Annotated in this window: 11 protein-coding genes; 6 read left to right on the plus strand and 5 right to left on the minus strand. The window is 36.4% G+C overall.

What is annotated here, in order from left to right:
- Window positions 1–167: 167 nt before the first annotated feature.
- Window positions 168–1,634, plus strand: a complete 1,467-nt coding sequence (gene cobQ, locus F6K54_RS26360; RefSeq protein WP_293084126.1) for a cobyric acid synthase CobQ — start codon at window positions 168–170, stop codon at window positions 1,632–1,634.
- A 626-nt stretch (window positions 1,635–2,260) separates the two neighbouring features.
- Window positions 2,261–2,494, plus strand: coding sequence for a 2Fe-2S iron-sulfur cluster-binding protein (locus tag F6K54_RS26365; RefSeq protein ID WP_293084129.1), 234 nt, complete (start codon window positions 2,261–2,263; stop codon window positions 2,492–2,494).
- Window positions 2,495–3,189: 695 nt separating this feature from the next.
- Here the strand turns inward: F6K54_RS26365 and F6K54_RS26370 are convergent.
- From F6K54_RS26370 to F6K54_RS26385, 4 genes are all read right to left on the minus strand, one after another.
- A complete protein-coding gene (locus F6K54_RS26370) occupies window positions 3,190–3,405 on the minus strand; it encodes a hypothetical protein (RefSeq protein WP_293084131.1) in 216 nt (71 codons plus the stop codon).
- A gap of 300 nt (window positions 3,406–3,705) precedes the next feature.
- The gene (locus tag F6K54_RS26375) at window positions 3,706–4,164 is read right to left on the minus strand and encodes an SRPBCC family protein (protein ID WP_293084134.1); all 459 of its coding nucleotides are present in this window, start codon (window positions 4,162–4,164) and stop codon (window positions 3,706–3,708) included.
- Window positions 4,165–4,450: 286 nt separating this feature from the next.
- Complete coding sequence (gene zds / locus F6K54_RS26380; protein ID WP_293084137.1) at window positions 4,451–5,920, minus strand: 9,9'-di-cis-zeta-carotene desaturase; 1,470 nt, start codon at window positions 5,918–5,920, stop codon at window positions 4,451–4,453.
- 702 nt (window positions 5,921–6,622) lie between these two features.
- Window positions 6,623–8,254 (minus strand): DUF6930 domain-containing protein, encoded by a 1,632-nt coding sequence (locus F6K54_RS26385; RefSeq protein WP_293084140.1) that lies wholly within the window; start codon window positions 8,252–8,254, stop codon window positions 6,623–6,625.
- A gap of 446 nt (window positions 8,255–8,700) precedes the next feature.
- Between F6K54_RS26385 and F6K54_RS26390 the strand changes: the two genes are divergently transcribed.
- From F6K54_RS26390 to F6K54_RS26405, 4 genes are all read left to right on the plus strand, one after another.
- A complete protein-coding gene (locus F6K54_RS26390; protein WP_293084143.1) occupies window positions 8,701–9,057 on the plus strand; it encodes an iron-sulfur cluster assembly accessory protein in 357 nt (118 codons plus the stop codon).
- Between the two features lie 336 nt (window positions 9,058–9,393).
- Window positions 9,394–9,816: a hypothetical protein gene (locus tag F6K54_RS26395; protein ID WP_293084146.1), complete on the plus strand. Its 423-nt coding sequence runs from the start codon at window positions 9,394–9,396 to the stop codon at window positions 9,814–9,816.
- Window positions 9,817–10,896: 1,080 nt separating this feature from the next.
- Window positions 10,897–11,277 carry a hypothetical protein gene (locus tag F6K54_RS26400; protein ID WP_293084149.1) on the plus strand — a complete coding sequence of 127 codons (381 nt, stop codon included), beginning with the start codon at window positions 10,897–10,899 and terminating at the stop codon, window positions 11,275–11,277.
- A 653-nt stretch (window positions 11,278–11,930) separates the two neighbouring features.
- A complete protein-coding gene (locus tag F6K54_RS26405) occupies window positions 11,931–12,149 on the plus strand; it encodes a hypothetical protein (protein WP_293084151.1) in 219 nt (72 codons plus the stop codon).
- Between the two features lie 293 nt (window positions 12,150–12,442).
- Here the strand turns inward: F6K54_RS26405 and F6K54_RS26410 are convergent, their stop codons facing one another.
- Window positions 12,443–13,366 (minus strand): TIGR01777 family oxidoreductase, encoded by a 924-nt coding sequence (locus F6K54_RS26410; protein WP_293084154.1) that lies wholly within the window; start codon window positions 13,364–13,366, stop codon window positions 12,443–12,445.
- Window positions 13,367–14,035: the final 669 nt, after the last annotated feature.

Below are 14,035 nucleotides of genomic sequence, written 5' to 3' on the forward strand. Positions count from 1 at the left end.
ACGTCCGCGCACGAGTTTCCGAGTGCCCCCCGGCAACTAATAATACGATAGCATATATTCAATTGACTTAACATAAAAATAAAAAGTCCCCTTCAAAGGGGAGGCTTTAAACCCAATTTTTCGGTAAATAGAAAGATATTATTATAATTCCTGAATCACAAACAATTATGAAAGCAATTATGGTAGTGGGAACTACCTCCAACGCTGGTAAATCTCTGATCGCTGCAGCCATCTGTAGAATTTTATCCCGTCGTGGATGGAGAGTAGCTCCTTTTAAAGGACAAAATATGTCTTTAAACTCTTATGTTACATCTACTGGTGGAGAGATAGGTTATGCCCAGGCTGTACAAGCTTGGGCCGCAGGTGTAACTCCTGCAGTAGAAATGAATCCTATTTTGTTGAAACCTCAAGGAAATATGACTTCTCAAGTTATTCTCAAAGGAAAAGTATTAGATACAGTAGGAGCCATAGATTATTATCAGAAGTATTTTAACATTGGTTGGCAGGCTATTCAAGAATGTTTAGAACTTTTATCCCAGGAATTCGACATGATAGTTTGTGAAGGAGCAGGTAGTCCAGCAGAAATTAATTTAAAGCACCGAGATTTAACAAATATGCGAGTGGCAAAGTACTTAAATGCCATTACAATTTTAGTTGTTGATATAAATCCAGGTGGTGCTTTTGCTCATGTTATTGGTACTCTAGAACTACTAGAACCAGAAGAAAGAAGTTTAATTAAAGGGATTGTAATTAATAAATTTAGAGGACAGCGATCGCTGCTAGATTCAGGTATTGAATGGTTAGAAAAAAGAACTAATATTCCTGTAATTGGAGTAATTCCTTGGATTGATGAAGTCTTTCCTGCCGAAGATTCTTTAAGTCTTTTAGAGCAACGTCCTACTAAGTTTAATACTGAGATTACAATTGCCATTATTAAATTACCAAGAATTTCTAATTTTACTGATTTTGATCCTTTAAATTCAGAGTCTAGTGTCAAGATTAAATATATTCATCCTAATGATAATTTAGGTTATCCTGATGCAGTAATTATTCCTGGTTCTAAAACTACTATTAGTGATTTATTAGTATTACAAAAAAGTGGCATGGCAACAGCTATTAAGAATTACCAAGCTGCTGGCGGTACAATTATGGGAATTTGTGGTGGTTTTCAGATGCTTGGTGAAGTTTTAATAGATGCCCAGGGTTTAGAAGGACAAAGGGGAGAATATCAAGGACTAGGACTACTACCACTAAGAACTGTAATTGCCCCTCAAAAAATTTCTCGTCAGCGACAAGTTATTGCTAATTATCCTCTAGGTAATTTACCAATAATCGGTTATGAAATTCATCAAGGTAGAAGCAAAATTACAAAACCAGATATGGTAAATCCTTTATTTAACGATCATGATTTGGGACTTATTAATCAAAATCAGTCTGTCTGGGGTAACTATTTACATGGAATTTTTGATAATAGTCCTTGGCGTCGTTCCTGGTTAAATCTCTTGCGTAAAAAACGAGGTCTCGAAGGTCTGCCGACTGGTGTTGCTAACTATAGAGAACAAAGAGAAATGATGTTAGATTCAATTACAGATCAAGTTAATCGTCACTTAAATTTAAAGTCGATATTTAACTAAAATTTACGTAAGCATTTTCTGCGGAATGCTGCGCAAACAGCTATCAGCAGTCAGCTAGCCTCCTCCGGAGGAACTACGTTAACAGCAATTAGTAATTAGGGTTTGCGCTCAAAAGTCTTTTAGTAGGGGTAGGAGACAACCCACCCCTCGCCCCTCCCCCTCCCAACCCACCCCTAGCCCCTCCCAGGAGGGGAGGGGAAGATAGGATAAATGGGAATTTATAGGGGGTAGAAGTAAGAATTTTCCCAAGATTGTCTTGCCCAACTATGCGCCTAAAATACTAACTTTTTAAGCGTTTTAGACTAAAACAGGCGCACTTTTTTCTACCCTAAAAAGGCCAATACCAATATCAGTAAATGTTTTGATATTTAATCAGCAAGTCATAATTATTTATTAATTCATAAGGTTTTGTCCTCAGACTCATGGCAGTAACTTTTTATTCTTTTTCAATTTAAAAGGTTGTTTTTACGCGGACCCAAAATTAATATCTGTTAACGCAGTTCCTCCGTAGGAGGCTAGCTAATAACTGATAGCTGTTTGCGCAACATTCCGGAGGAAATGCTTACAAATTTACTAATTAAAATTCACTACAAACTAACAATTAATCAAATAATTATTGCTGAATTATGGAAATACTTTTCTTGCCAGATAATGTTACTGTTGAAGCAGAATCAGGAGAACCTATTTTAGACGTTGCTGAACGTGCTGGGGTAATTATTCCTACGGGTTGTTTAATGGGTTCTTGTCATGCTTGTGAAGTTGAAATTGATGGTGGTCAAACTATTTGTGCTTGTATTACAGCAGTTCCTCCAGGACGGAAAAAAATGACTATTAATCTGTCTGTAGACATGGACTGGTAATATTCAGTTATCAGTTATCAGTTATCAGTTATCAGTAAAAGTTACGGGGAATAAATAATAGTAATTAGGGTTTGCTGAAAAAGTATTTTTGCTGGGGTAGGAGACAGGAGACAGGAGACAGGAGACAGGAGGAACGGGGAATTTAAAGTAGGTAGGAGTAAGAATTGTAAGAATGATTTCTCTGCCCAACTTTTGCCTAAAATACGCTCCATGCATGAGCATGAATAGCTGAAAACCAGGCACTTTTTTCGACCTCAAAAAGGCTTTAGCCTTTACTTATCAATACTTTGAGAATTAATCAGCAAGCCCTAATTAATTTGATTTAGGTACTTGATAGGAGTTTAACTATTTAAGTTATATTTAGGGTTTGCTGAAAAAGTCTTATCGGTAATGGTAGGAGACAGGAGACAGGAGACAGGAGATAGGATAAATGGGAATTATAGAGGAGGTAGGAGGAAGAATAATCAAGGGATTATTCTGCGCAACTATGCACCTAAAATGCTAATTTTTTGAACCATTATGACCTAAAAGCTTAAACTTTTTTGAACTAAAAAATCCTAAAACCTTTATATGTCAATACTTTTAGATTTAATCAGCAAACCCTATTTATTTTTCTATCAATCTATATAAGTTACTACTTAAATCCAGAAAAGACTTTAATTGATTTTTGCTTGTTCCTATTTTGTTTTCAAAATCTAAAATAAAATTTTAATACCGTGGCAAGCTTCGCTTAAAATTTGTGTTAGTATCCTAAGCTGTTCGACTGAAATTTGAATCTTCATAGTTGAAATTTGAGCTGGTTGAGAATCGAAAGTTTCTAAAGGTATTTTTATTAACAAAAGTAATTCTTGAACTTCCTCTCTTTCAGCACCTATTCGAGCATGAAATCCTCCTGTTATACCTTTAAGCACTTCTTCAATTGAAGTAGCTAACTTATAGCCATAAATTTCAAGTTTTTTTTCTTAATAATTGTTATATCTCATTGATTTAAAAAGTTGAAAACTCATCAGCTTGCCTTTTCATATCATGTGCATTGAATAACATTTTCAACTACTTGAACTATTACCGAATAATTAAAGTTTAAAGGCTCTACTTTCAAGGAGAAACAAGAAAAAATTTTCCTTTGGGTAATCCTCTTCTTTTCAGGGAGAGGTAATTGTTAATTATTAATTATTAATTATTAATTATTGAAAAATTACCCATAATTATAGTTAACTTTTTCCTTCTTCCTTCTGCTTGACAGCAACAGCATAATCACGAAATCTTTCCATATCTGCCATCAAAGTAGATTCTACTATCCTACCTAAAAATAAGTTATCCATAATCTTAATTAACCAGCCAGGAACTCCATAGGCTACAGTTAATTTGACAATACTACTACCATGGCGATCGTAGAAACGAATTGCACCTTTGTTTGGCAAGCCATCTACAGACTCCCACTGAATAATTTGATGCTGAACTACTCTTTGTATCCGAGAAAGCCAACTAAATTGGAAATTACCACTGGCTAATTTCCATTGAGATAAGTCAGGATTATCTTCCAAAACTTTAACAGATTCTATCCACTTCATCCATCGAGGCATTTGTTCTAAATCTGACCAAAGATTCCATACTAAATCGATGGGAACACCTATCTCTACCTGTACACTATGTTCTAGCCAATCAGTCATTTCAGTTATCAGTTATCAATTATCAGTTATCAGTCTAGACAGTGCAAAGTTCTTAGAATAACTATTGCTAGCTAAGGCTTTCAGCCATCTAAAGGTTAAAAACTTTTTATTCAGAGCTGTAAGTACTGTAAGCCTTTTCCAGTAATGTTTTCAGTCTTCAAAGCTAATAGTTTTTTGGAAGAACTTTGTACTCTCGAGTTATCAGTACCTCTACCTGTTTTCAAGGAAAGATAATTATTAATTATTAATTATTAATTATTAATTATTATCTCTCCCTCACTTAATTTTAACTAGCAGCAACTGGAGTTCGTCCCAAAATATTTTCCAAATTTGCCAAAATTTTCTGAGCAGCTTGCTTTCCAGAAATAGTTGCTCCCTCCATACTGTCAATATAATCCTGTTGGGTATAACTACCTGCCAGAAAAAAGTTAGGCACTGGTGTTTGCTGGTTAGGGCGATATAAATCCATACCAGGAGCTTCCCGATACAAAGACTGAGCCAATTTCACCACACTATACCAAGTCATATTTAATTCCCTTGAAGAAGGAAATAATTCATGGACTTGCTTTAAGACATGATGAGCGATCGCCTCATTATTCTCCTTAATAAAAGGGTCTCCCGGTGTTAACACCAACTGCAATAAAGAACCTTGTCCTTGTCGATAATAATCTCCTGGACTTGTTAATGCTAAATCCGCAAAACAGGAAAAGTCCGCATCTGGAGTATAAAGTAAATTATCAAGACCAGCAGCACGCTCTAATTGTTGACGTTGGTTTTTGTCGTGTAACTCTGTCACCCAACCATCAAACCTAAGCTGTACCGTTGCTACTGGTACTGCATCTAATTTATAGATTTTGTCAAACTCTGGCCATTTGCGCCAAGCTTCGGGCAAAATACGCTGAATACCCGGTACATCACAGGCAAACACATAAGCATCAGCAGTAATAGTTTCTTCACTATCCCCACTAGCGACAACTATGCCACTTACACGAGTTTCCCCATCATTCTCCGTAAACTGAATTTCTCTGACTCGTCTCCTAGTATAAATTTTTGTCCCCCTGGCCTCCAAATATTCAACAATTGGTTTGTGGAGATATTCATAAGGAGACCCTTCCAACATCCGCAGCACCGATGCTTCTGTTTTTGCAGCAAATAATTGGAATATTGTCAACATACATCGAGCAGAAATATTATCCGCATCAATAAATCCTAGAGCGTAGGCAATAGGGTTCCACATTCTCTTGATACTTCCATCAGAGCCACCTTGGCCACGAAACCATTCTCCAAAACTAACTTTATCCAAGTCCCGAATAGTTTTCATCGCCCCATCAAAATCTACCAAACCTCTAACTATAGGACTTGTGCCTAGAGCGATCGCATTTTGTAGCTTATCTTGCACAGATAACTGAGATGTGGTAAAGAAAGCTTTTAAGCCATTAAAGGGTGCTCCAGTCAAAAAGCGAAAATCTAGGGAACCAGTTTTACCCCCCTGATTGATAAAATTGTGAGTGTGTTCTTTGAGGCGGAGATTCTCAAAAGCTCCTACTTTTTTCATTAATTCAAACAGTTGGTAGTAGCAACCAAAGAAAACGTGCAAACCCATTTCTACATGATTTCCATCCGCATCTACCCAACTACCAACTTTTCCCCCGACAAATGGGCGAGATTCAAATATTTCTACTTGATGTCCAGCATCGGCCAATTCTACGGCTGTGGCCATGCCTGCTAATCCTGCACCTGCGATCGCGACTCGCATTATTTACTTTCCTTACTCATTTTTTTTACAATTCTTCATAATTTTACCTCCAAATTTTAAATTTTGACTTAACTAGGGTTTGGTGAATAAGTCTTATGGGTGAGGGTAGGAGTAACCCACCCCTAACCCCTCCCAGGAGGGGAAGGACCGAGTCAGGAGTCAGGATAAATGCGAATTACAGAGGGTGTAGTTGTCAGAATTATCCCTTAATTTTTCTAGCCAACTCTTGCACAAAATGTTAATATGCGTGAGCTTTCTTGACCGAAAAGCTGGCACTTTGTTTTCAAAATAATAAGGCTGAAACCTTATATACGCCAATCTTTTGATAGTTAATCAGCACAGCAATAACTAGCTATCAGCTATCAGCCTAAAACCCACATTCCGCACTTCAATTCATAACATCAAAAGTAGTATATGAATCCGTAGCTTGGTAGGTATTGATACTATGCAAATCATCTCAATTACTTTTTTAGTCGATCAAATTCCGAGTAAATAATTATTGCTCTTCTGATTAAATCTAAAAGCATTCACATATAAAGACAAGTGCATTTTTGGGGTCGAAAAAAGTGCAAATTTTTCAGCTATTTATGCACATGCATGGCTCGTATTTTAGGCTTATAGTTGGGCAGAAAAATCATTCTGACAATTCTTACTCCTACCTCCTACCTCCTGTCTCCTGTCTCCTGTCTCCTGTCTCCTAATTTAAAAAGATACTGGCATTAATTGTAATGGCCCTATCCCCAACTCCTGAGTTGAGAGAAAGCGTACTTCAAACAAAGCCATCATATCCTTAAAATCTGGTTGACCACGAGAAGCGCCTGTAATACCCCTGGCAATAATTAAACCACACCAACCATTAGTAGCCTGGCAACGCTTGTCCCATTTTTGTTTAGCTTTCTTGTGTTCTGGGTCATTCTGCACAAATTCACCAAATAAATGAAGCACACCATCATAAGTTTTAAAGATGCCCAAATCGTAGCTTGTTTCTTCCATGGGGTCTTCTCCTATATTAAACCCGATACCATGAAGTCCTTGAGCTTCTTGTAAATCATCTATCAATTTAGTTGCTTTTGGCAGAGAAGTTTGAATCAAAACTATTGGTAGACCCTCTCCTGATGATTTAATCTCTACTTCCGCTGCCTGATATAGTTTGGTATTGTCTCGTAGATATGCCACTGTATCCCAAGGCACAACTCCTAAACTCAAGAAAGAATTGGCCGGGACCAAATCATTCTTCAGCATGGGCATTTCAATTTCTAATTCTTCATCTCCTTCAATATCCGCCTCGGCAGCCATTTCATATAATTCTTCTGCTACCTCTGGCATAGTGGCAACTTTGACTGAAATTACTTGTTCAGATTCTGGTATAGGGATACGGTAGCGACTATTGATACTAGGAAACTTATTACCTGTCATTTTTTTGCGACAAGAGCGTAAAAAACGATGGAGTGCTTCTATCGCCACTAATGTTGTAACTGCTTCCTCTTCATATAGAACAGACCTTAAACCTTCTAGAGGATGTAGATTACCAAAATTGGGCTGAATTTCTGATGCAGATAAATTTTGGAGGTCGATCGCCTCACTCTCATCATCATCATCTTCTTGAAGGTTGTCATAAGTGATAAACAAGCAATCTTGTCCCAAAAAAGCTTCTTCTAAATTTTCATAAGATTTTTCATAAGCTACTCGTTGCCGAAACCTTTTTAGGGAATCTAAAGAACGATATAGTAAGATGCCATAGTCCATACCCAACTTACCTAAGACACAGACGTAGAGATTTTTGATATCCCATTGATTAAGTTCTATGGAAATAATTTGATGCTCTCCTAATATTTCCCATGGCGCATCATCCCAAACTTGATATGCTTTTTCAACTAAAGCTTCCGCATAGTCAGGAGGTAAATTAGGGGGACGATTTTCTGCTACTTCCTGTAGTCCTTGAAATATTTCATCAATTAAAGGTAAATCCGGAACATAATCGATTGTAATTCCTAGGTCTTGTAAAACTCCCCTCAGAAAAAATTGAATTTCTCGGTCTTTAACTACTATTTTCTGTGGTCTAATTGCTGGAGCTGGACTTTGAGGATTTTCCATTGCTCGCAGCAGTGTCCGAACAATTGCTTCTGGGCCAATATCTGATGTTACCATGTCCATTGCTCGTACCATTCCATGGGAACCATCGACCCAGATAATACATTCATTTGTTGTTTCTGCCTCTAACTCCTGATTAGAGCTTGAGTCTGAGTATATAGGGCGACGATCGCCTTCCCACACACTTGGAACTTGTTGTAATTTTTGTAACCTACGAATTGTTGAAGGATTAAGAGCTGCCATAGAATAAGCCTGTGAAAGTGAAGCAATTGGTAAATATTTTTTCCTTGTTGCATTAAGCCATATTTTTAGTGTATTTTGATATACATTTTTCTCTATACAGCTTTGCTATTGTGACGAGAATTTTATTTTCTAAAATCTTAATGACTGCTCGGGGTAATTGAGCAATGAATCATAGTTAACACAAAAATGTATAGATTTACTATATAAATTTTTATCTATAATTTTAATCATTTTAACATTATTAACGACAGTCTTTAAGTTTTTGATACTAATATATTAAGGTAACCAAAATAAGGCCATATAAAAAAAATGATGATTTTTGACTGAGGATACTATTCAAAAAGTATAGTTATAATCTTTATCTAGAAATATAAATATGAAATAGAATATATATATAGTAAGGAATTACTATTTGAGAGTAATAGTACAAGGAGCTAGAAAGAAAAATGACACAAGCTACTCAGTCTCAGCAAAAAGGTATCATGATGAGCGAAGCTGCTTTAGCCCAGGTTAAATCTCTTAGAGAAAAAGAAGGGAAAGACCTTTGCCTCAGAGTAGGGGTGCGTCAAGGTGGATGCTCTGGAATGTCCTACATGATGGATTTTGCTGACCCTAATACTATTAGAGAAGATGATGAAGTTTTTGATTATGATGGATTTAAGGTAGTTTGCGATCGCAAGAGTATTCTATATCTCTACGGTTTAGTACTCGACTATAGTAATGCTTTAATTGGGGGTGGGTTTAAATTTAGTAATCCCAATGCCACTCAAACCTGTGGTTGTGGTAGTTCATTTTCTGCTTAAAAGCTATCAGCTATTAGCACTTCCCTACGGGATGCTACGCAAACAGCTATCAGCCTAAAATATTTGTGCATAGAATTAGGTAGTCTATTTGCGGAGCAGTCCGGATCTAAACGCTTTTTAATCAAATCAAATCATATTTGTGAGGAGCTATCTAGGTAAATATAGTTTTTCCTAGAACTTCTGTAAATGCAACTGCTTAATAATGGGCAAACCAGAGGGTAGGGGTACAGTATTGATTGTGCCCCTATCCTATTGTAAATTGAGAATATTAATGATTGTACAATTTTAAACTTACTTATTTTCATTAATTTTTTTAAGTAGAAAATATCGAATATTATGACTCAGACACCCGAAGAATTATATAAAGAAGCATTAGAAAGATATAAAGCTGGAGAAGAGGCCCAAACTTTAATTCCAGTATTTAAAGATATTACAAATCGTTCTCCTAAAAGTAGTAGTAGTTGGATAAGTTTATCTTGGTTATATCTATTAGAGAAAAAGCCTAAATCAGCTTATAAAGCAGCTAAGACAGGAGTTAAGCTTAATCCAGACGATCCACAAGCAAGAATTAATTTAGCTTTAGCAATGCTGGAAATAGGAGAAAAGGGTGTAAGAACTCATATAGAAAGGGCACAACAAATGATTATGGCTGACTCAGATTGGCTGGAGGAAATTAAAGGTAATATTCAGGATGGTTTTGAGAGAAGAGCTGATTGGCCTGGTTTAAGTAGAGTTAAGAGTTGGTTATTCGATGTTTAATTGAAGAAGGCAGAAGGGAAAATTGTTTATCCTGCATTCCGCACCACAAACATACTACAAGGGTATTTTTAACAAAGTAAGGTGGATTACAGTATCCATTATTAATAAGTATCAAGAGTTTGTGTAATATGTATTTTTACTGATACTCTCCATAATTATTGTTAACCAAAGCTTTGAACCTACATTCCGCACGTCAAAATCATGGTAAGCATTCAGCCGTCAGCCATCAGCTAGCCTCCTATCGGAGGAACTACGTTAACAGCTATTGCTTTTAGTTTAGGAGAAAAGCTTTATGAACCGTCTTACTACAAAAGTTGCCTCCCTTGCCCTTAAAGTCAGTTGTTAATTTAAACACCGTCCTTTAAGTAGAGAGTCTTGTTGCTGATAGCTGACTGCTAATAGCTGAATGCTTACAAATCATGTCCGGATAATTAGTGATGAAAAAACTTTCTCCTTCTCTTCTTCTTTCTTCCCTCCTGAATTGCAGAATTGCTGTTTGCGGAGCATTCCGTAGGAAATTCTGACTCCTGAGTAGTTTATTTATAACTATTCAACCGGACATAATATTAATAGCTGATAGCTGATAGCTGACGGCTGAATGCTTACCACAATTAAGATATTTAGGATAAATAATTTTGAGTTAAACTGATAGTTAATAACTAGGTATTGATCATTGTATAGACGAAGCAAGACAGTAAAATATATTTCTAAAAGATATAGAAATCACATAAGTTTTCAGCACTAAATCTTTTGTTCCTTTCCCTAATTCAAGTACTCTTCACTTATTTAAGAAGTATAAATATATGTGTTACAAAAACTTAATAATTCATATAAAAACTTTATGAAATATCAAAGAAAATCATGTTATGATTTTTAGAACTTTAAGAGATTACTTAATCGCTGTAAATAGAGCAAAGCCCCTAAGAGCATATAGCTCTCTAAATACCTCTAAATGACCTAGTGAAAATTTGGAGAATGCTAATTTTGGTATTACCTAAATAACACGGGAGCATGAAAGCCATCGTCTTTTAAGCGATGGATGAAAGGTGAGGAGTCGGATTTTAATCCGAAGTATTTTATTTGACCGAGGAAAGTTATACAAGTATTGCTTCATTTTTAGATGGTGACAATCTACCTAATTATGGTGAGAAACCCAATGATTGGAAACCGTCAGGAAAGAGAATAAAGCGATGCAGTGCGGTCTTGGGGGTTCCCCCCATGAGCGACTGCATCAAGAAGCGTGGTTTGTATAGAACAGGTAATAATTGGTGTATTAATGCAGACTGTAAGGTCGCTGCAAATATCATCAAAAAAGTAAGCAGAAAGCTAAGTTTAGACTTACGCAGACTGTGTAGGGGCACTTTGACTTGTCCCCAAAGAGTATATCTTTGGTCAGCTAGGAAAAAACGAAGCAACATGGATTTATCGGTGTTGCGTAGTATCAACTTAGAATCCCCGTGACTTAAGTCCGGGGAGTAGTCAATTAAATAATTGATCTATCTTTAGTAAAGATGTTAGGGGAAATTTATCTGTGCAATCCTAAAACACATATCAAATGTTTTAGTTAAGAGCATATTGTGGTCTAAAAAAATTGCTGAAAGTCAAACAATAAACATAAGTAGATAGGGGTGAATAAACCTGACTATGTAACAAAATGTTTATACAGTTGAAACCCTTGAGATTACTTTCTTTAGGTCATGCTGCGCAAACCTTCCACTACGTTACAGTTGCTTCGGGCGTACTTAATAAATTCTCCCACCTACTTAACTTATCACTAAGCAAAAAAACAATAGGTAGTTAAAGCACAAATAAATTCAGAAAAAGATTTTTAGCTAAACCGTCGAGAAGCCTGCGCGCGAAATTTTCAATTTGGTGTGAGATGAATCGGCGGTAACCGTAAAATCTGATTGCGGAGCTAAGTGCGTAGTTTTTCGATCTGCAAAAAGGGCGGTGGGGCATCCCGTCCCTAAAGCTCGTGGAGTCCGATGCAATGGCAGGACTGCGAAGCGAGAAGCCCACACTATACTGAATGGTTAGTGTGGGAGTATGTCACTAATAATCTCTATATCAGAGAGCAAAACCTAATTTTTAAAATACAAAGGAGTTGAAATACAATGACAATTAATAACAATAACAAAGAAGTTAGTTTAAAGCCTGAAACTCGTAATCACAAAGGATTTTTTATAGAGCAGGGAGAATATAAACTGATGAGCATAGATGAGTCTGGCTGGGCTTTAATTTGCCTAGATGACGCAGTATGTCATTATGTAGATCCAGATAACTTGGAACAACATAAAGAATTAATAAAAGAATCCGTAACTGCTCAGAAATAAAGATTTTAACTACCTATAGATTTAAAAATTATTCGATAGAGCTGCCTTTAAATTTAAAGGCAGCTTTGTTTTTTTTCACTCCTATTGACCACTATAATTTACTTCTTACTTCTTACTTTTGACTTTTAACTTTTGACTTTTAACTTTTAACTTTTAACTTTTAACTTTTAACTTTTAACTTTTAACTTTTAACTTTTAACTTCTTACTTCTTACTTTTGACTTTTTACTTTTGACTTTTTACTTTTGACTTTTTACTTTTGACTTATTATGACTTTTGACTTTAGGGAGTATGTCAACGAGCTAAAATATTTTTCAGAGCCGACTGAACAGTTAGATATTTATACTCAAAACCAGAAGCTTGAGTCTGTTTTGGTAAGACCTTTTGACCTTCCAATACCACAACCGCACCATCTCCCAATAACAATTCAATGGCAAAATCAGGCACAGGTAACCAAGAAGGTCTATTTAAAGCTAATCCTAAATCTTGACAAAATTCTCCCATTTGTACAGGATTAGGAGAAGTAGCATTAAGTTTACCTTCTACTTCTGGGTGCTTCAGAGAATGTAAAATCAGACCAACCAAATCATCAATATGTACCCAAGAAAACCATTGCTGACCACTACCAATAGGCCCACCAGCAAATAACTTAAACGGAGTTAGCATTTTCGATACAGTACCCCCCATACCCAGTACAATACCAATCCGCAAAATAACCAACCTTACCCCTAAATCTTGTACAGGTTCGGCAGCAGTTTCCCAAGCTCTACAAACCTCAGCCAGAAAATCATTTCCACTAGAGCTAGTTTCATCAAAAGTTGCCGTTTCGCTCGTACCATAATAGCCAATAGCCGACCCACTCACTAATACCGATGGTTTAGAATTAGCCTGAGCGATCGCCTCGACCAATTTTTCCGTAGTTACCTTGCGACTATCCATAATTTCTCGCTTCCGACTAGCATTCCAACGCTCATCAGCAATACCAGCTCCGGCCAGATTAACCACACCATCGCAGCCATCTATAGACTTTTGCCAAGGACCAGACTGTTTTGGTTGGTAGGCAACTATCTCTAAATTAGGATAGGCTGAGTCAGGAAAAATTCGTTTAGTTTTTTCTGGGTTGCGAGTCAAAACTAATATTTGTTCCCCTTCCGAATGTAGACGCTCTACCAAGCGACTACCCACAAATCCTGTTGCTCCTGTAATAGCTACTTTCATTAATAAAAAATTTGCCCACAATACTTAATTTATCTTTTTAAAACATCATATAAGCTATTTTGCATTTAAAGCATTTTTCAAAGTGAACAGGAAACAAGTATAGAATCTAATATCCAGAATACAGCGCTTTTCGCTCTTGATGAACCACATCGCCATAACCAAAACCCTGTAGGGACGTTGCATACAACCTCCCTACTGTGGTCTACTGAAATGAAAACCGCTGCAAACCGAACCAAAATAATGTTGGGTTTATCCTAACGGATAAGCTCCGCTAACAATTCTTCAACCCAACCTACTGGACTGATACTAAAAACTTTGCCCACAATACTTATTTATCTTGTAGGAGGTGACTATAGTAGCTTGGGTCAAGCAAGCATCAGGGAAACCCAATCAAAACCTAAAAATAATGTTTAGTTTTAGGTTCTTCAACCCAACTAACTAACCTAACCTACAAAATTAATTTAATATTTGTTCAAGGTAGAAAACAGGAAACAAAAAATATAAATGGGTAGTAAATAATTGATAATTGATAATTGATAATTGATAATTGATAATTGATAATTGATAATTACCTCTCCTTAAAAGGAAGAGGATTGAATAAAAGGAAAATTTTTTCTTCTCTTGGTCGATGGTCGGACAGCGAGGAGACCTCGCCATCCCTCGACCGCT

The organism is Okeania sp. SIO3B5, assembly GCF_010692555.1.
Taxonomy (GTDB): Bacteria; Cyanobacteriota; Cyanobacteriia; order Cyanobacteriales; family Microcoleaceae; genus Okeania.

Coding starts and splice junctions, on each gene's coding strand:
- cobQ (WP_293084126.1), top strand. CDS start 168: ATGAAAGCAATTATGGTAGTGGGAACTACCTCCAACGCTGGTAAATCT.
- F6K54_RS26365 (WP_293084129.1), top strand. CDS start 2,261: ATGGAAATACTTTTCTTGCCAGATAATGTTACTGTTGAAGCAGAATCA.
- F6K54_RS26375 (WP_293084134.1), bottom strand. CDS start 4,164: ATGACTGATTGGCTAGAACATAGTGTACAGGTAGAGATAGGTGTTCCC.
- zds (WP_293084137.1), bottom strand. CDS start 5,920: ATGCGAGTCGCGATCGCAGGTGCAGGATTAGCAGGCATGGCCACAGCC.
- F6K54_RS26385 (WP_293084140.1), bottom strand. CDS start 8,254: ATGGCAGCTCTTAATCCTTCAACAATTCGTAGGTTACAAAAATTACAA.
- F6K54_RS26390 (WP_293084143.1), top strand. CDS start 8,701: ATGACACAAGCTACTCAGTCTCAGCAAAAAGGTATCATGATGAGCGAA.
- F6K54_RS26395 (WP_293084146.1), top strand. CDS start 9,394: ATGACTCAGACACCCGAAGAATTATATAAAGAAGCATTAGAAAGATAT.
- F6K54_RS26405 (WP_293084151.1), top strand. CDS start 11,931: ATGACAATTAATAACAATAACAAAGAAGTTAGTTTAAAGCCTGAAACT.
- F6K54_RS26410 (WP_293084154.1), bottom strand. CDS start 13,366: ATGAAAGTAGCTATTACAGGAGCAACAGGATTTGTGGGTAGTCGCTTG.